This window comes from Chengkuizengella marina, assembly GCF_009910845.1.
Lineage (GTDB): Bacteria > Bacillota > Bacilli > Paenibacillales > KCTC-33759 > Chengkuizengella > Chengkuizengella marina.
Genome location: NZ_SIJB01000015.1, coordinates 61,899 through 81,030, shown reverse-complemented (window position 1 = coordinate 81,030; position 19,132 = coordinate 61,899). Strand labels below are relative to the sequence as shown.

Genomic DNA, 19,132 nt, shown 5'->3' with positions numbered 1-19,132 from the left:
TCCTTATGGTTTAGCAAATTACTACCATATCCATTTGGGCAGATGAACATCATATCTTGTCTTTTAGGTTGCCAATAAAGAAAGCAATTGACTTCATAAAAAGAGAATTACTAGATTCACTCTTTATGGAAGCTACCCTATATTGAATATTTATAATTCAATTTGCATTTATAATACCTATATCCTTCAGTAAAATGCCTGTTTTTTACTCGTTACAAAACCTAAAACATATATCATTGTCTTTATCTTTATTTATTTTTTAAGGAGGTGAAGGTCAGTTTATCGAATCACTGACCAATCTATATGAAAGAACTCATGATGAATGAGGGAAAGTTTCAAAACCTATTACAATCAGAACATGATAGCTGTGGAATCATCTGTATTATTGAAAAGGATGGGAAACCTTCTCGTGATAATATAAAGAAAACAATTGATGCCTTGGTCATGATGGAACATCGTTCTGGCTTTATAGAAGGTGAAGGGGATGGATGTGGTATTCTCACAGATATTCCGAGAGCACTATGGGAGAAACGATTAACAGAAAATAATTTAGATGGAAAACTAGCTTATGATCATCGTTTTATGATCGCTCATATTTTCCTTCCTAGAAAGTTAGATATTACTGTTGTAGAAATGCAAGCACAAATCCGTGAAATGTTCAAAGATTCAGAAGTAAAAATAGTTTTAGAGCAAGAAAACGAAGTAAACAATCATGTATTAGGTAAATATGCTCTTAATGATGAGCCAACTTTCTGGCAAGTAGCCGGTATTTGTGAAAAACAAGAAGTGAATATCAATGATCATTTATTTGAGCTTCATATTGATATTGAACATAAGTTTAACGTTCATGTTGCTTCACTAAGCTCAACTACAGCTGCTTATAAAGTGATGGGAGCTGCGAGCATTTTACCAAAATATTTCAACGATACTGAAGATGAATTATTTGCTGCCCAGGTAACTATTGGACATAATCGTTACTCTACAAATACATTGCCTAACTTTTTCCGTGTTCAACCTTCAAGCATTTTAGGGCATAACGGTGAAATCAATACAGTAAAAAAGATGAGACATGAAGCAGAAATGGTCAATGTCCCTTTACTTGATGGTGGTAGTGATTCACAAGATATGAATCGTACAATTGAAACTTTCATTCATCGTTTTGGATTAAGCTTATTTGAAGCGATGGAGCTTGTTTTCCCTCCGATTATTAATGAAATGAAACAGTTCAGAACAGAGCTGCAAGATTTATATGTATACTATCGACAAATTTGGGGGCACTTTGCGCAAGGTCCAGCTGGTATTGTATCCCGTTATGAAAACGAATGTGTATTCAGCGTTGATGCTTTAGGGCTTCGTCCATTATGGATGGTAGAAAGTGAAACTTCTTTATACTTCTCTTCAGAGCAAGGAATCATTACTGTTGGTGAAATGGTGAATGAACCAAAACCAATTTCTCCAGGTGAAAAAATAGGTGTCAAACTAACAGAAAATGCGCCTGTAGAAGTCGTTCCTTATAGTGAAATTCAAAACATTGTATTAGAGCGTGCAAAATCACGCGTTGATTTTTCCGGATTGAATAAACATCTTGCATTTGCTTCAAGTGATCTAGATATGACATTAAATGAAGATGTAGAAGCTACAGGAAACTTATATAGTGCATTTGGTTGGGACCGTGAAGGTATTCAGATGATTGAATCCATGTCTAAAACAGGTGCAGAGCCAATTCGTTCATTAGGTCATGATGGTCCTTTAGCTGCAATACACTGGGAAAGACAAAATATCCCTGACTTTATTAAAGAAAGTGTTGCAGTTGTAACAAATCCGGCGATTGATCGTGATCGTGAAACCGAGCACTTTTCCACACGTGTTGTCATAGGACCTCGCCCTTCAATATACGATGAAATCGATGCACGTTTACGTATTGAACTACCTTCACCCATGGTATTGGAAGGATCTCTTGGTTCAGACAGCATAAAAGAATTAAATCAGTTATCATTAGAACAAATCCTTGCGAAATTCCAACAACAAGGAGAAAATAATGTAGCAGTTATTTCTCTTACTTATAATCGTGGTACTAAATTAAAGGATGCTTTAGAAAAGTTAGCTGAGGATGCAAAAAATGCGGTTCGAAACGGAGCTACTATTTTATTATTGGATGATGCTAAAGCACATCAAAATGATCAACTATGGTTAGATCCTCATTTATCTGTATCCAAAATTGATCTAGCTCTAAAATCAAATATATTAGATACTGGAGAAAATCTTCGTCGTCAAACTAGCATCATATTACGCTCAGGAGCAGTAAGAAGTTTACATGACATCGTGGTTGCTGTTGGACTCGGTGCTGACCTTATTTCACCTTATATGATTTTCGCTACTGCTGCTGATAAAGAAGATGCTCCTGCTGCTCAAAAAGTATATCTTGCACTTAAAAAAGGACTAGAAAAGGTTATTTCTACCATTGGTACACATGAATTACGTGGATATACCCGTTTCTTCTCATCCATTGGATTACATCCAGAAGTTGCAGAAGTTTTAGATATTGTCAATTACTTAGGTGGAGAAAATGCTGGTAAAAGTTTTGCTGACCTTGAAAAAGAAGCTGAGGAACGTTATGAATCTTATCATCAGGAAAAAGCAAAACCAGCACGTAACTTCCACTTCTTCCAACGTATGTGGAAATCTTTAAACGAAGCTGCTGATGGTTCTGCTCCATATGAAGATTATGTAGAAAAACTTCGTGAACAAGAAAAGAAAAACCCTATATCCATTCGACATTTAGCTGATTTTGATTATGAAAAAGCAAATGAGACACATCAACCATTAGATCTATCTGAAGTGAATATCGGAATCGGAGACCATGATTACCCAATGTTAATCTCCTCGATGTCTTTTGGATCACAAAATGAAACAGCATTTCGTGCTTATGCTGAAGCTGGTAACCTCCTAAACATGATTACAATGAACGGAGAAGGCGGAGAAATTAAAGATATGTTAGGTAAATACAAAAAAACGCGTGGTGCGCAAATCGCATCTGGCCGCTTTGGTGTCAATGTTGAACTTGTGAATGGCGTTGCTGTTTTAGAAATCAAAATTGGTCAAGGTGCAAAACCTGGAGAAGGTGGACATTTACCAGGACAAAAGGTTAACGACAAAATAGCAGAAGCACGTAATGCTACATTTGGTTCAGATTTAATTTCACCATCTAACAATCACGATATTTATTCAATTGAGGATTTAGCACAAATTATATCTGAGTTAAAAGAAGCTAGTGGGCGTAAATGTAAAGTTAGTGTTAAAGTACCTGTTGTTCCTAACATTGGTACAATTGCAGTTGGGATTGCTAAAGCAGGCGCTAATATTATTACTTTATCTGGTTTTGACGGTGGTACTGGAGCTGCACGTGTACACTCCTTACAAAACGTTGGTTTACCTACGGAAATCGGTACAAAATTAGCTCATAATGCTTTGATTGAAGCAGGGCTAAGAGATAAAGTAGAAATATGGTCTGACGGTGGGATGAAATCAGGTGCTGATGTTGTAAAAATGATCATGCTTGGTGCAAATCGCTGTGGTTTTGGTAGTATTGCAATGCAATCTATCGGATGTACAACATGTCGAGGCTGTCATTTAGATACTTGTCATGTCGGAATCTCAACACAAATCGATTCAATCGAAGAAGCTGAGGAAAGAGGATTGCGTAGGTTCGTACCTCGTGTGTATGATACAGCGGTTGATTCACTTGTTAGATTATTTGGTGGTATAGGTGAAGAAATACGTGACATTGTGGCTAAGCTTGGATTTAAAAATGCGCAAGATTTAGTTGGACGCTCTGATTTATTAAAACAAATCAATTATGAAGATAAAATGGATTTAACTGATTTATTACGACCTGCACCAATCCAATTTGTAGTGCCTTCAATGGAAGCAAATATTTCTACTTCTGATATCATAGGTGTTGCTGCTGGGGCTGAGGGTCAGGAATACTTCCCAGATGTTGTATCCTTTGATAACACAGTTGAAAAAACGTGGTCTGGATTAGTAGCAGATGCAAGAATTTTGGGAACTCGTTATTCTAGTCATCGTGTAAGAGATCGATATAACGGAAGTTACAATGACTTGCCAAAAGTAAACTTGAATATAACTGATGGTTCTGTACCAGGTATTGGATTAGGAGCCTTTAATGCTAAGGGTGTGGATATTACAGTCCATGGTGGATCAGAAGATGGTGTAGGAAAAATGGCTTACGGTGGAAAAGTAGCGATATTAAAATCCACAGGTAAACATGGAGAATTCATCAACGGTTCTGTGGGTAAATCATTCTGTTACGGTGCACAAGGTGGATTGTTCATTGTTCAAGGAGACGCTGACTCTCGTGCATGCATTCGATTATCTGGTGCAGATGTTATATTTGGAGGAGAAATTAAACAACCTCTTCAAGATCATTTAGGTGCAATATCTACAAGAGCTAATTTAAAAGGTTTTGCTTTTGAATATATGACAAACGGTCGTGCAGTTGTATTAGGTGATCCAGGAGCTTGGATTTGTGCAGGCATGACTGGCGGTGTAATTTACCAGCGTTTAAATCCAGAAATGGGCTTAGATAAAGAGGCTATCCAAAGACGCATCGCAATGGGTGCAAAAGTATTTATTAATCCTCTTACAGATAAAAGCCACAATGATCTAAATGAACTATTAAACATATATCGTGAAGAATTAAATAACTCAGGACAATTAGAAGCTGCTGAAAAAATTAGTAATATATTAGAAAACCTTGATGACAACTTTGTTATGATCTCATCAGAAAACTTGCAAGAAATACAGGGCATTGTAACGGAATAAGTTTGAGTTACTGAAAAGAGACGATCCATTATTTGATCGTCTCTTTTCATACTATATATAAAGTTAAAATATAAAAACACCAAGATGACTAATACCATAGTTAAACAGTACTTAGTTTTTCAATCGCTTGTTTCTCATTAGACAAGAAAAATAAATCTTTCCCATTGTTACTCTCATTTATAAAATCTTTCAAACTATGACTTGTATATACTGAAAAGTCACCCACAATTGCCATTTTCATTCGATAATTAATAAACTTTTGAAATATTTCCCCTGCAAGTTGTGTTCTTAAATTAAAAAAATCCTCACATAATGCTGATTTACTCAAAATTACACGATTACAGCCCGTTTCATAGTTTATAGTTGCCATAAAATCCAATGCCGACTGAACATCCGTTATCAGTATTTCATTGCTACTTATAATGGCAATGTCTACATCATTCTCTTTTATTGTAGTTATGTTCATAGTTTACCTCCGACAAAATAATAATCTCTCTTTGATTATAAAAGAATTAGCTCATAATTCCTTTGTCATATATACACTGTTTGGATCCTCAATGTAATCTGCAAACGGCTTACAACGTTTAAACCCAAATTTTTCATATAACTTCAGAGCCGCTCCAAAAGTATCCATTGGACCCGTTTCTAAACTTATTCGTGAATAACCGCGTCGCTTGGCTTCCTCAATTAAGTATTCAAGAAGTCGTTTTGCAACACCTTTTCTTAAATGTAAGGATGAGGTTCTCATTGATTTTATCTCTCCATGTCGTCCATCAAGTTCTTTAAGTGCCCCGCAGCCAACTAATTCATCTTGTTCCCATACACTCCAGAATGTAATTTCTGGTTGTTTTAATTCCTCAAGATTTAGAGCATGATTACTTTCTGGTGGGGAACTTAGTGCCATACTATAAAGGTGCTCCCCTACTAATTCAATCACTTCAGATCTAGTTAAATCATCTAATTTAATATCCAAAAAAATCACTCCTTAGTCTGTTATAATGTTCTATTGAAATCATAATTTAATAAGACTTCGCAAGTCGAAACCCAAGGTCGTCTATGCAAAAAGACGGATGGCTGCGTCGACGACACGAAGCTCCACAACCCCTAGCCGGATCATACCAACCTCCACCCCGAAAAACTCGGTAAGAACCATATACTTTCTCATCATATAAATCCCAACACCACTCCCAAACATTCCCTAACATATCATACAGACCCCATGCATTCGCTTCCTTTTTCCCTACTTCATGGGTTTTGCCTCCTGAATTTTCATAATACCAAGCTATATTATCAATCTCTCCGTATCTATATTGAGTAGACCCTGCTCTACATGCATACTCCCACTCTGCTTCTGTAGGGAGACGGTAACCTTCTGATTCCCAATCACAAATGATATTTTCACCCTCATTACTTGTAGAATAACACTCTCTCAATCCAGCTTTCTGAGAAAGTAGATTACAAAAAGAAATTGCATTATTCCACGAAACATTTTCAACCGGTTTTTGATCTCCTTTAAGAGAAAGAGGTGAATTTTTAGTAAAAGCATAATACAAATCCTTAGTTACAGGATATTGAGCAAGAAGGAAAGGTTTTAATTGGACCTTCCATTTATTATTTGTTCTATCGTCTCTTAATTCTATTTCTCCACCTGGAATTTTTACCATACTATCTTCAACATGACTAATAATTTCATCAAACACCCTACCACCTCTCAATCTACTACTCATATGTAAGTTGATGTATGCTGAGTTACCTACATCTCATTTTTACTATATCCTTTTGCTATCATTTATATATTGGTAAGGCCATAAAATATTAGAAAAATCCTTTAAAATAACTCTTAGAATCATCTAGTATGTTTTTTATCTATCATAATACAGAACTTACATTCTAAATGCTACTATGAATTCACCTTAAAATTTTCAAGTCACCCTAACGCTAGTGCCATATTATACAATCGTAAGAAGTAGTTAATCATTAAATTACTGGTTATCTTATCATAAGATAACCAGCTTTAAAATTCCTTATTATATTAAATAGCTTCTGTAAGGATAAATATTTTATAAATAATTGATATCATAACTTTGAAGAATGACACCATTATCATAAGTTTTGGAATTTACCAAAATTAATTCTAATTCTCTACTGATATCCCCGAACAATGAAATTCCTTTTCCAAACATAATCGGATTCACTTTTAAAATTAGTCGATCAATCAATCGATGATCTAGTAAAAAACCTGCAAATGTTCCTGCACCACATAACCATATATCACTTCCTACTGACTGTTTCAGTTCTTCTATAAAAGTAATCTGTTCTTCATTAATTACTCTAATCCCTTTTTCAGTCGGATATTGGGTTGATCTAGAAAACACATAATTCATCATATTTGGATATGCAGGTTTTCCAGGTTCGATTCCATATGAAAAACCAAATTCATAAGTGTACTTTCCCATTAACACAGTATCATATTCTTTTATTCGTTCTAAATATTCATCTGCGTGTTTGCCTTCCATAATGAATCCATTGACTGTTCGATCCTCCCTAGCAACGAAATTATCCAATGTTGTTGCAATATCGTATACAATTTTTCTCATATTAAAATCTCCTTTCTAAAAAACAAAAAAAGCCCTCTAAAAGCTGAAACCTAGAGAGGCTAAAATGCCATATATATGCAAAATGGTTGAGTAGTCCACACTGAAAAGAATGTTGTATCTATCCAAATAGCATAAGAAAAACGGGCACATTAATCCAATCCTCTAAGTTCCTTTAAATTGCTTTTAAAAAATAAACAACGATTTAATTAGAACTGTAAAAAAAAGATTAATTTACACCATTAACTTAATACCATTCCTTTCCTGATAATAATGTCAGTATATGTTAAAGTTAACTTATCGTCAAGGTAAAAGCACCTTGTATACATTATAAAAAGGGAACCTCCGATAAAAGTTACTTTAAATTAAACACATATTTATTCATCATTAAATGTATAACTCCCAGAGTTCCTCTGTAAGTTTTTTATTAGAAAGTGTTTGAACACGAGTTTCCTTTAATTCAAATCCATTTCTCATATAGATTCGTCTTGCTGATGTTAGTTCACTATTTGTCCAGAGAATGATATTCTTAAAATTTAGTTCCTTGCAAAACTCAATTGCAGTTTGCACCAACTGTTGACCATAACCAGCACCTCTTATACTGGGTTCAACAAGAAATAAACCCAACTGAGCAGTTTCATCATTCATTCTCTTAATACTTATAGAACCATGTTGCTTTCCTTGGATTTCTAAAACCCAAATATTTTCTTTATGACTAGCCCTTTTTATAAAACCATTTACGCTATCTTCTATAAAATCTCTGAAGGTTATATCGTAATTGAATTCCTTTTTGTATAACTTATAGTGTGAATTAATAATATAATCTATGTCATCTCGTCTTAATGTGCGTATCATCCCATCACCTACTATTACATTTTTGAGATTACCTTCTCCAATTATAATCAACTCGGCAATCAATTTCTATTTGATAAATTCTAGAAAAATACCATCTTCAACCATTAATTCAAGATCATAAGGGATTTGTAAATATACCACTTGGCTCCATTTGGTAGAAGATTGGTTTACAATGGATTCACCTGTAAATTGTCTAACTGGAAAGGGAGGTTTAGCTATTTTAATATTAATATATTGTTTCTTAGGCGAGATAATTGTAAGCGTATTATCCTTTAACATAACATTATAAGGAGTTAAGTCGTTAGAAATATCGTAACCATCTATTACTTCAGTGCTAATACTGAAAGCTTCAACCTTGTTATCGTCACTTGTTTTTCTTTCTACAAAAACTCGAATCATCGTATCCTCACCGCTAGTTTCAACATTCAATGTTTGGTTTTGATATTCGCCAAAGCTGCTTTCTTTCAGTAGATACATTTGATCAATCTGAGCAATTCCTGTCTTACTAAGTTTCTTCAATAAGTCTTTTACTTCTAGATTTTCTTGTGCTCTTTCCTTCTCAATGAGCGAATTATCATTAATGAAAGGCACAATAGCTGAGCTAAGAAGAAGTATGCCAATATATATGAAAAGAAACCAGTATGTTACTTTGACATTAGTAAATCGTCTCCATAATTTAGCCATTATAATAAAGATAATAAAAGTTATTCCTACTAAAAGAGGTATAAAAATACTAACTGTAAAAACAGTATTCATTGTCTTACCTCCATTCGATTCAAGATGCTTGTTGAAATTGTAAAAAATAAAGCAGTCGTAATTACAATCTTGACAATAAATAACGTTAAACTAGATTCCAATAGATAATATTCAAAAGCATTTGTAATTATAGGCTTTTCATCCATAGAAGGTCTAAGAAATAACGATCCAAAAAACAATGCGGGTAAAAGAATGGTGAATAATGAACTTATTTGAACTAGTGTTCCGACAAAGTAACCAATAGAACATACCATTAATACATAAAAGCTCGTTATAGAAATACCCATTATAAATTCTTGCAGTCCCATAGTCGAACTGTAAAACTGCTTATCAAGGAAAGTGTAAATAATGACTCTTAATAAGTTATCGCTCAAAATGGCCATCATACTCCCAACGATGCTTACTGTTAATAAATAGAGAATATTTGCAAAGCTACTACTAAGTCGATTCGTCACGAATGTAAAATCAAGATCTCTATGTGGTTTTGTTGTAATTGTAATCGCCATTACGAAAGCCCAAATAAGTGTAAAAATAATAACTATATCTGCAGTATAGTATTGGGTATTAAGTCTTATACTCGAACTTCCAAATGAAGATGAGGCAACCCCGCCAAGTGAAAAAAGGAGGGCTAATAACTGGACTCCAATAAGTAAAGTAAAAGAAGTTATATTTGCTTTAAGTTTAAAAAAATATTGTTTTTTTATCGTCTTAGCCAAATTAGTTCTCGTTAAAGACATCCTCAATACCTCCATTCGTTTCATTAGTTAAATAAACACATAAATCACTTAACGGAACAGGAGAGATTTCCACCCCAGCATGACGTGCTTGCTGAAGTAAATTCTTAGAACCGTCATTTTTAACAATTACATACGTAACATTTGAAGCTATGTGATTTTTAAATATAACTTCTTTATCACTTGTCAATTTAAAAACTTCTCCGTTATTTCCTTGTAATGCAAACGCATATTCCTTTAACTCAGATATTGGCATTTGTAAGTATGTTTTCCCATCTTTAATGAGTAACACATCTTCCAATAAGTCCTCAATTTCACTTAAGTGATGACTAGATAGAATGATCGAACGAGGGTAGGCAATATAATCCTTCAATAATGCTTTATAAAAATCTTTTCTTACCGATTCATCCATTCCTGTAGTTGGTTCATCAAAAATTGTTAATGAACAACGGGATGCTAAACCAATAATCATATTAAACGTGCTTGTTTTTCCTTTTGAAAGTCTATGGTGATAAGTCTTAGGATCAAAAGAAAAATATTCAAATAAACGCATAGCTAAATCTCTGTTCCAATTTGGATAAAAGCTTTCCGCTACTTTTAATAATTCTAAAAGTGGAATAGTTGATGGAAAACTCATGTGATCGTCCACATAGATTACATGAGCTGAGTTATTAAGATTATTAAATGGCTTTTCTGAAAAAACTTTAATTTCTCCAGACGTTTCTTTAATGAATCCAGCAATGATTTTTAACAAAGTTGTCTTTCCTGCTCCATTCCTACCAATCAACCCTGTTATTTTATTCTCTTCAATTGAAAAACTGAGTTTGTTTAAAGCTTTTTTCGTAAAAAATGTTTTCGTCAAATTAGAACATTCAATCACTCTCATTGTTTATCCTCCTCTTCATAAAGTTCTTTGATCATCATCATTAACTCTTTTTCACTTAGTTGCAACTGCTTAGCTTCAATAACCAATTCTCGTACAAGTCCTTTCAATGTAAAATTTTTTCGTTTGTTAATGATGATTTCTTTTCCAGTACTTGAAACAAACAATCCGAGTCCTCGCTTTTTATATAAGATTTTTTCGTCCACTAGAAGATTAAGCCCTTTTGCTGCAGTTGCAGGATTAATTGTATACATTTCAGCTAGTTGATATTGTGAGTACACCTTATCATCTTCCTGAAAATTTCCAATTAAAATCTCTGATTCAATCCACTCAGCTATTTGTAAATAAATAGGCTTAGTACTATCCGTATTAAGAATTTTTTTCGCCTCCTACCTAGTACATTACTGTTGTAATGTAGTATATACTATTCTATTCCTCATTTCAATATTTTTTTATTTCAACGTTTACCTTTTAAGAATTTGTTACTACAACATGCTTTATATAAAATAAAACCTATAACAGTTTTTGATTGTTTAGTATAATCTGTGCAAGTTAATACATCATTTTTCTAAAGTTAATAAAAAAAGAAGACATTTATCTGTCCTCTTTTAGAATAATTAGCTGTTTTATTGATGTCATAACTTATCTTTACATCACCTAGTAGCTTATTTTAAACAATTTTCTATTCAGTTTTCTGATAACAAGACCATATCTGTAAATAGTTTTCTAATCTTGTTTTATAAAAGTGATTTAACTCAAAGAATAACATATCGTAGCTTTTGACAGCACTATAAATTAACTTAGCAATATAATTGTAAGTCTTATCTGGTGTTCTTGCAAAAGCAATCTCTTCACTGTTAAACACGGTTAAATAATCTAATACTTCCTCATAACCATATCGATGAAAATTAGTATTTTTTTCATTATCTCTTACTATCATTTGAAGCACTAAACTTTCTTGTGTTAGCTTATGAGCCAAATGTGATGCTATAAGATAATCTTTTCTCATTAATTTACCCTATGCTTGAATAGCTATAAACCAAAAATCATTTACTTTTCTCAAATCCTCCCTTATTACATCATGAGGTAAGAGAGCAATTCCATCTTCACATGTTGCAGTAATCATAAAATCGAATCTCATCCCATTTGTTTTACAAATCCTTATAACTTCCCCCCTTTCTTGTGTATTATAATGAGACATTCCTAATATATCATTATTAAAACCGATTCTCCTCAAACAATCAGCATAAATCGGAGTATTTTCATTATACTCATCATCATTTAATTTGATTGTTATTTGAATATCAACACACTATACATGTCATGGAAACATTTATCGATAGATCTACTTATTGCAACTTTATCATCCATTGAGGAAACCACAATTCCTTTGATTAATATACTTTCTAGTTCTGGAAGATTAAATAAAAACTGAAGAATCTTCTTTGTTTCCTGATACATGAAGTCTTTTGTAATAATGTTCAAATAATTACCCTCCTTAATTAAAAAATATTATTGAGGTGCGCTACGAGAAGCATGTTTAGGCCACTTCCATGCGTACCATATAATGACTAATAAAGTACCAATTTGTATAGTTATAAAAAATATATCATCAAGATCTGTAACGCCATTCGCTATAATAAATATAATTGTTAATACACCTACAATGATGTTTGCTAAGCGATTTACTTTATACTTCAATACTCGTGACAGGAGGACCATAGCAATCGAAATTTCCAATAATATCCCAGCTAACAACATAAACTCTTCAGTTATTCGAACACCATTTACAGTTCCGGTCATCATTTCTTCTAAAAATCCATACTTAAATAGCTGATGAATATCCCGAAATATAATATTTAACATTACAAATATCCATAATGTCGAAAGCTTTGTTTTTCTATCTAGATCTAAGATCTGCTTCTCAACATTCATTTTTATGCTCCTTTCCTTATAAACTTCGGTTACGCTACGGTTATGATTACTTTTCCTCTAGCGCGTTTAGTTTCTAGATATGTGATAGCTTTGTCAGTCTCATTTAAGGAATAATATCTATCAATGACAGGTATGATTTTCTCGGCTTCAAGTAGTTCTTTTAGAAAAAGTAAATCCTCTTTGTTGGTGTGGATAGTTTTCATCATACCTATTTTCTTACTGCCAGTTCTAGAAACCCTTCCTCCTTTCCATGAAATCTCAAATAAACGAGCCATGTTTGTAAATCCAGCTACAGCACAATTTCCATTCTGCTTTAATGCTCTCTCTAAGTCTGAAACCGAGTGATTTCCTACAGCATCAAAAATTAGATCATATTGCTTACCGTTTCTAGTGAAATCTTGCTTCGTATAATCAATAACATGATCTGCCCCAATTGAGCGAACCATATATAAATTTCTCGTGCTGCACACACCAGTAACCTCAGTCCCTATTGCTTTTGCAATCTGAACCGCAAATGTACCCACACCTCCAGATGCACCATTAATCAAAACCTTCTGTCCTGATTTGATTTCCCCTTCGTTGCGAAGACCTTGCAAAGCGGTGAGGGCTGCTAATGGGACGGCGGCGGCAGCCTTAAAGGATAGGTTACTAGGTTTCATTGCCAACGCATTTTCAGGAACAGATACATACTCTGCAAAGCCTCCCAGTCCAGTCTCGAATTTCTCTCCAAATACTTCATCACCAATCTTAAATTGTGTTACATTGCTGCCAACTTCTTCAACCCTCCCGGCGATGTCCGCTCCAAGTCGTGTGTTTTTAGGTTTTAGAAGTCCATTTGCCAAACGGGCTAAAAATGGCTTAGCTCTCATCAAACGCCAATCAAGTGGGTTTGCAGAAGATGCATCAATTTTTACCAGAACTTCATTTTCTTTTGGACTGGGTTTTTCAACTTCCTTAAGTTGAAGAACATCCGACGATCCATATTTTGTAAATACAATAGCTTTCATGAGTTTCCTCCTTCAAATGTCTTTCATTTTTAATTTCAAAACTAACATCATAAGATAGTCTTGAAATTTTTTCCTACTTAATGTAAACTATACAGTGTAGTTTACATTAAGTCAATAATTTTTACACTACACAGTGTAGTTTACTTAAATTATAGAAGGTGAGTACTCAGCTATGAATGATAAATTAAAAAAAACAACAAACACATTAAAAAAACGTGAAACTATTATGGATGGGGCTATAAAGGCCTTTGTTATGGAAGGATACGAAAAATCATCAATGGATCGAATTGCTTATCATGCACAAGTTTCTAAAAGAACAGTTTATAATCATTTTGCCAATAAGGATGATCTGTTCCAGGCCGTTTTTAAAAGATTACTATCTGAACAGGAATTATTAAAAAATATCAGTTATGATCCTGATAAAACTTTAGAAGAACAGCTTGCCCTTTTCGCTGATGCAGAAATTTTTCTAATTAACGATCCAAGTCGATTAGCATTATGCAAGGTGCTAACCACTGTGTTTATTCAAGACTCCCAGTTGGCTATGGAAACAAAATCTAAGTATGGTCCACCCCATACCAATCTTGTAAACTGGTTAAAATCAGCAGATGAAGATGGACGGATGGAAATCCCCGATCCACATACGGCTGCTCAAATTTTCCATTCCATGATAGAAGGTGCCCTAACTTGGCCTGCGCTCTTCCAGCCATGCCAAACCGATGAACAGTTAAGACCTTTAAAAGAGGATATGATAAAAACATATTTGTGCCGATTTGGGAAGGACTCTAAAAAGATTTAATATATTAAATATACAACTTATACTGAAGCAATAAGCTCCATGTAATTAGAGAGTAGTAGGGGGTGTCTAACCCCCATTTTCTCACACATAGCACTGTATTTTACCCACCATGGTATCCATCCTACTGGTTATAAGTACATCTCCTTGTTGATTAATACAGTTCTTCTTCAGATTTTGGATTGACCATATCTGCGATAAATTGATAAATATTAGATGGATTTTCAGCAAGCCTATGGCATACATATAAAAACCACTCCGTACCATATAACATGTACACTCTTGAGTTATATCCTTCTTCTTTAAACTTATTAATTAAATCTGGTCTAATACCATATAACATCTCTAACTCTACATTCTCTTTTTCTAAATAACCTTTCCCTTTTATATCATTTAATAGGTTCTCATCATGAGTAGCGATAGATATAGAATGGTTTGCATTCACACATATTTGTGCAAACTGCAAATATCTAACATTTAGTTCTTGTGATCGAGGAATTATATTTTCTGGTAACTCTTTATAAGCACCTTTTACTAAACGTATTTTACCAGGGTACTGGAGCAGCTCTTTAAGATCATCAAGAGATCTTTTTAAATTTACTTGAAGCGTAATGCCTACATTGTTATATAGTTTTGAAACACCTTTATAAATATTTAAAATACTGTTTGTTTTCGATGACTCTTCCATGCTAATCATTAAATAACAACCTCTTTGTTTTGCTGTTTCAGCTAATTCCTTCATATGTTTTTCTGCCAAGTCTTCATTTACCGATAAACCTATATGAGATAAATCAAAAGAAATAATCGAGTCAATTCTTTGACTACTTATATCCTCGATCAGTTGAATCATTTCAATCTTGGCTTTCAAACATTCTTCTTCGGTTGAAGTGTTTTCTCCGATATATTCCAATGAAACTGGATAACCTTTCGTATTTAATTCTTTAGCTTTCTGTATCCCCTCTTCTTTTGTTTCACCTGTGATAAAACGTTTAGCTGCTTTTTGAAGTATAGGGTACAATTCTTTTGAATTTTCAACGTAATGTTTAATCTTATTATTCCTTGCAATGGTTTTTAAAGCATTTGCTGCAACCAATTCCTCAGAAGATAACATCAAATTACTCCCTTCACTTTGAAATTAAATGATTTACTTTCTCACTTTAAAATAACATGATAAACTGGTCATATGTAGAACCAATAAAAGGACTTTTTTATAGTACCAATTTTTAAATTATACTCACTTAAAAATATTTAAAGGAATTGGAAGATGAAGTTTACTCATATTTAATAAGTATTAAAGGAGTTTCCTATCATGTGGATACCAATTGATCGAAAAATGAAAAAATCATTAATTAGACAAGTTTATGAACAAATTAGAACTCAAATTCTAAAAGGGAAATTAAATAGTGGAGAGAGATTACCATCTACACGAGAACTTTCCTCAAACTTAAATGTTTCAAGAAATGTAGTTTTAGAAGCTTATGAGCAGCTTTACGCAGAAGGTTTTATCGAAAGCAACCAAGGCAGAGGGACTTTTGTGGCAGAGGGTGCTTACTTAGAACAAAACACTAAGCACAACTCTTCAATTTATGATGAGAAAAGACAGCCAATTGAAGCTTCAGATGAAGATATTATTGATTTCAGATCTGGTATTCCAGCTTTGGATTTTTTTCCAAGAAAAAAATGGGGTCAAATTTCACGTGATGTTTATTTGGAATCACCCGATTCTATTTTTGGTTATGGAAAACCAGAAGGTCTTTCTCAAATAAGAAATGTTTTATGTGAATACTTATTTAAAACAAGAGGAGTACATTGCTCACCGGCTCAAGTAGTGATTACAACAGGAGCAACTCAGTCCTTCTCTTTAGTCACTCAATTATTACTTTCACAAGAAAGTGATGTTTGCATTGAAGATCCTACCACTTACGAACTTCATTCCATATTTGCAGCAACTGGTGCTCATTTATGCCCTATTCCAGTTGATGAACATGGAATGCAGACAGACTTAATTCCTACAAATATTAACCCTGGTTTTGTCTATGTCACTCCCTCTCATCAATTTCCTTTAGGTGGTATTCTACCTATCCATCGCCGAATTCAACTCATTCAATATGCTAGACAACACAATTGTTTCATTGTAGAGGATGATTATGATAGTGAATATCGATTTGAAGGCTCGCCTATTAGCTCTATTCAAGGACTAGATCCAGAAAGAGTAATATATATCGGAACATTTAGTAAAATTCTCTCCCCTGCCCTTAGAATAGGTTATATTATCCTACCTGACTCTCTAATAGAACGTTGTAAAAATTTAAAATGGTTAACAGATCTACATACCCCTTCATTAGAACAGCTAACAATGTCACGTTTTATTGATGAAGGATATTTAGAACGCCATATTAGAAAGATGAAAAAAATATATAAAAAACGTAGGGATTGTTTGAAAGAATGTTTAGTTGAACATTTTGGAATAGAAGTAAATATATTGGGCGATTCCACAGGGTTGCACCTCATTGCTGAATTTGAAAATCTTTCTTTTACTGAGGAAATAGTTCAACACATTTTGAAAGAGCATAAGGTTAAAATCTATCCAGTTGAGCATCATGCAATTCATAAAGGTAGACATAGGAACAAAATCATTTTAGGTTATGGGAATCTAGAAGAAGAAAAGTTAGATAAGGGAATTTGGAGATTGAAAAGTGGACTTAAATAATAAATTCCATGGGGTACATTGTTTTAAATTATCAAGAACCCGCTCTGTATCAGAAACGGGCTCTTAATATATTCTTTTTATTTGCTCTGTATTAAACCATGATTTTACAAATGTCGTTTGTGAATTCTACAGGATCCCCAATGGATAATCCTTCAATTAATAACGCTTGATTATATAATAGATTTGTGTAAAGATTTAATTTGTCTTTATCATTATTGAAAGCAGTTTTTAAAGACTGGAATACCTCATGATTTACGTTAATTTCTAACACTTTTTCCGCTTTCACACCTTGATTGTCAGGCATCTGTGCTAATATCTTTTCCATTTCGATAGATAAATCACCTTCCGCTGATAAACATACTGGGTGGTTTTTCAATCTTTTTGATGCCTTTACATCTTTTACTTTATTGCTCAATAAATTTTTCATATGTTCAAAAAGTTCTTTATTTTCATTTTCTTCTTCATCTGTTTTATTCTCATTTTCTTCAGGTTCAATCCCTAAATCGCCGCTTGATACAGATTTGAACTCTTTTTCTTTGTAGTTCATAAGCATCTTAATAGCAAATTCATCGATATCTTCTGTAAAGTACAGAATTTCATAACCTTTATCTAATACCAATTCTGTTTGTGGCATCTTTTCAATACGCTCAATGGACTCACCAGTCGCATAGTATATATACTTCTGATCTTCTGGCATACCAGATACATATTCATCCAATGTAACTAGTTTTTTCTCTTTAGAAGAATTAAACATCAATAAATCCTGCAACACATCTTTATTTGCTCCATATTCACTATAAATTCCATGTTTCAATTGTCTGCCAAAAGATCCATAGAATTTTTCATAGTTGTCTCTTTCATCCTTTAATAAACTCTGTAATGCACTTTTAATTTTATTTTTAATGTTTTTAGCAATCAGTTTTAACTGGCGATCATGCTGTAACATTTCTCTAGAAATATTAAGAGAAAGATCTTCTGAATCTACCATTCCTTTTACAAAGCTAAAATAATCAGGAAGCAAGTCAGAACATTTATCCATAATCAAAACACCACTGGAATATAGCTCTAATCCTTTTTCATATTCTTTCGTATAATAGTCAAAAGGCGTGCTTTCAGGTATAAATAATATAGCTTTATAAACTACAGTACCATCAGCACTAATATGAATGTGTTTAAGTGGTTTATCGTAACCGTAATGTTTTTCAGCATAGAAGTTCTCATAATCTTCAGTTGCAAGTTCGTTTTTATTCTTTCTCCAAATTGGTACCATGCTATTAATCGTTTGTTCTTCTACAATCTCTTCAAGTTCGTCCTCACTGCCTTCTTTAGGTCTTTGCTCTTTTACATCCATTTTAATAGGATATCTTATGAAGTCAGAATACTTTTTAATAATTGCTTTTAAGCGATGCTCTTCAAGAAATTCATCATATTGCTCATCTTCTGTATTTTCTTTTATTTTTAAAGTAATTTCAGTACCTACAGTGTCATTCTCCGTTGTAACGATTGTATATCCATCCGCACCTTTAGATTTCCACTTAAATGCTTCATCACTACCTAATGCTTTACTGATGACTGTAATTTCATCTGCAACCATAAAAGCGGAATAGAACCCTACACCAAATTGGCCAATGATATCATGCCCATCTTTTGATTCATTTTCTGATTTAAATGCTAACGAACCACTTTTGGCAATGACTCCAAGATTATTTTCCAATTCTTCTTTTGTCATACCAATTCCTGTATCTGTGATGGTTAATAATCTCTTCTCTTTATCTGCAGTTACTTTTATAAAATAATCTTCCTTATTAAAGACTAATTCATCATCAGTTAGAGCCTTGTAGTATATTTTATCCATTGCATCACTTGCATTGGATATAAGCTCTCTTAAAAATATTTCTTTCTGAGTATAAATAGAGTTAATCATCATTTCTAGCAGCCTTTTGGATTCTGCTTTAAACTGTCTTTTTGCCATGAATAGTACTACTCCTTTCAAATATAAAACAATACAAATACCTTTTTG

18 protein-coding genes are annotated in these 19,132 nt (G+C 33.4%); 3 read left to right on the top strand and 15 right to left on the bottom strand.

What is annotated here, in order from left to right; all coding sequences use genetic code 11:
* Window positions 1-315: 315 nt before the first annotated feature.
* On the top strand, window positions 316-4,842 hold the full coding sequence (locus ERL59_RS06315; RefSeq protein ID WP_160645341.1) for a glutamate synthase-related protein: 4,527 nt from the start codon (window positions 316-318) through the stop codon (window positions 4,840-4,842).
* Between the two features lie 100 nt (window positions 4,843-4,942).
* Here ERL59_RS06315 and ERL59_RS06310 read toward each other — a convergent pair whose 3' ends face one another.
* The 13 genes from ERL59_RS06310 to ERL59_RS06255 all read right to left on the bottom strand — a co-directional run bounded on the left by ERL59_RS06310 (window position 4,943) and on the right by ERL59_RS06255 (window position 13,606).
* Window positions 4,943-5,308, bottom strand: a complete 366-nt coding sequence (locus ERL59_RS06310; protein ID WP_160645340.1) for a DUF4180 domain-containing protein — start codon at window positions 5,306-5,308, stop codon at window positions 4,943-4,945.
* Window positions 5,309-5,359: 51 nt separating this feature from the next.
* On the bottom strand, window positions 5,360-5,815 hold the full coding sequence (locus ERL59_RS06305) for a GNAT family N-acetyltransferase (protein ID WP_160645339.1): 456 nt from the start codon (window positions 5,813-5,815) through the stop codon (window positions 5,360-5,362).
* Between the two features lie 46 nt (window positions 5,816-5,861).
* Complete coding sequence (locus ERL59_RS06300) at window positions 5,862-6,506, bottom strand: formylglycine-generating enzyme family protein (protein WP_201763493.1); 645 nt, start codon at window positions 6,504-6,506, stop codon at window positions 5,862-5,864.
* Window positions 6,507-6,902: 396 nt separating this feature from the next.
* Window positions 6,903-7,439, bottom strand: coding sequence for a dihydrofolate reductase family protein (locus tag ERL59_RS06295; RefSeq protein ID WP_160645337.1), 537 nt, complete (start codon window positions 7,437-7,439; stop codon window positions 6,903-6,905).
* A gap of 384 nt (window positions 7,440-7,823) precedes the next feature.
* Complete coding sequence (locus ERL59_RS06290) at window positions 7,824-8,291, bottom strand: GNAT family N-acetyltransferase (protein WP_160645336.1); 468 nt, start codon at window positions 8,289-8,291, stop codon at window positions 7,824-7,826.
* A 66-nt stretch (window positions 8,292-8,357) separates the two neighbouring features.
* Window positions 8,358-9,047 carry a hypothetical protein gene (locus ERL59_RS06285; protein ID WP_160645335.1) on the bottom strand — a complete coding sequence of 230 codons (690 nt, stop codon included), beginning with the start codon at window positions 9,045-9,047 and terminating at the stop codon, window positions 8,358-8,360.
* On the bottom strand, window positions 9,044-9,784 hold the full coding sequence (locus ERL59_RS06280) for a hypothetical protein (RefSeq protein WP_160645334.1): 741 nt from the start codon (window positions 9,782-9,784) through the stop codon (window positions 9,044-9,046). The genes ERL59_RS06285 and ERL59_RS06280 overlap by 4 nt, the downstream gene beginning before the upstream one ends.
* Window positions 9,765-10,667, bottom strand: coding sequence for an ATP-binding cassette domain-containing protein (locus tag ERL59_RS06275; protein WP_160645333.1), 903 nt, complete (start codon window positions 10,665-10,667; stop codon window positions 9,765-9,767). Before ERL59_RS06275 ends, ERL59_RS06280 begins: the two co-directional genes overlap by 20 nt.
* Window positions 10,664-11,041: a GntR family transcriptional regulator gene (locus tag ERL59_RS06270; protein ID WP_160645361.1), complete on the bottom strand. Its 378-nt coding sequence runs from the start codon at window positions 11,039-11,041 to the stop codon at window positions 10,664-10,666. The genes ERL59_RS06275 and ERL59_RS06270 overlap by 4 nt, the downstream gene beginning before the upstream one ends.
* A 305-nt stretch (window positions 11,042-11,346) precedes the next feature.
* Window positions 11,347-11,673, bottom strand: coding sequence for a hypothetical protein (locus ERL59_RS20720; protein ID WP_201763492.1), 327 nt, complete (start codon window positions 11,671-11,673; stop codon window positions 11,347-11,349).
* A 284-nt stretch (window positions 11,674-11,957) separates the two neighbouring features.
* Complete coding sequence (locus tag ERL59_RS20715) at window positions 11,958-12,149, bottom strand: hypothetical protein (RefSeq protein ID WP_201763491.1); 192 nt, start codon at window positions 12,147-12,149, stop codon at window positions 11,958-11,960.
* Window positions 12,150-12,176: 27 nt separating this feature from the next.
* Window positions 12,177-12,599 (bottom strand): DUF6326 family protein, encoded by a 423-nt coding sequence (locus tag ERL59_RS06260; RefSeq protein WP_160645332.1) that lies wholly within the window; start codon window positions 12,597-12,599, stop codon window positions 12,177-12,179.
* A 29-nt stretch (window positions 12,600-12,628) separates the two neighbouring features.
* Window positions 12,629-13,606 carry an NAD(P)-dependent alcohol dehydrogenase gene (locus ERL59_RS06255; protein WP_160645331.1) on the bottom strand — a complete coding sequence of 326 codons (978 nt, stop codon included), beginning with the start codon at window positions 13,604-13,606 and terminating at the stop codon, window positions 12,629-12,631.
* 172 nt (window positions 13,607-13,778) lie between these two features.
* Between ERL59_RS06255 and ERL59_RS06250 the strand changes: the two genes are divergently transcribed.
* Window positions 13,779-14,405, top strand: coding sequence for a TetR/AcrR family transcriptional regulator (locus tag ERL59_RS06250; protein ID WP_160645330.1), 627 nt, complete (start codon window positions 13,779-13,781; stop codon window positions 14,403-14,405).
* A 151-nt stretch (window positions 14,406-14,556) separates the two neighbouring features.
* Here the strand turns inward: ERL59_RS06250 and ERL59_RS06245 are convergent, their stop codons facing one another.
* The gene (locus ERL59_RS06245; RefSeq protein ID WP_160645329.1) at window positions 14,557-15,513 is read right to left on the bottom strand and encodes a proline dehydrogenase family protein; all 957 of its coding nucleotides are present in this window, start codon (window positions 15,511-15,513) and stop codon (window positions 14,557-14,559) included.
* A gap of 195 nt (window positions 15,514-15,708) precedes the next feature.
* Here ERL59_RS06245 and pdxR point away from each other — a divergent pair, with 195 nt between their 5' ends.
* The gene (gene pdxR, locus ERL59_RS06240) at window positions 15,709-17,112 is read left to right on the top strand and encodes a MocR-like pyridoxine biosynthesis transcription factor PdxR (protein WP_160645360.1); all 1,404 of its coding nucleotides are present in this window, start codon (window positions 15,709-15,711) and stop codon (window positions 17,110-17,112) included.
* Window positions 17,113-17,203: 91 nt separating this feature from the next.
* Here the strand turns inward: pdxR and htpG are convergent, their stop codons facing one another.
* Window positions 17,204-19,084 carry a molecular chaperone HtpG gene (htpG, locus tag ERL59_RS06235; RefSeq protein WP_160645328.1) on the bottom strand — a complete coding sequence of 627 codons (1,881 nt, stop codon included), beginning with the start codon at window positions 19,082-19,084 and terminating at the stop codon, window positions 17,204-17,206.
* Window positions 19,085-19,132 lie beyond the last annotated feature (48 nt).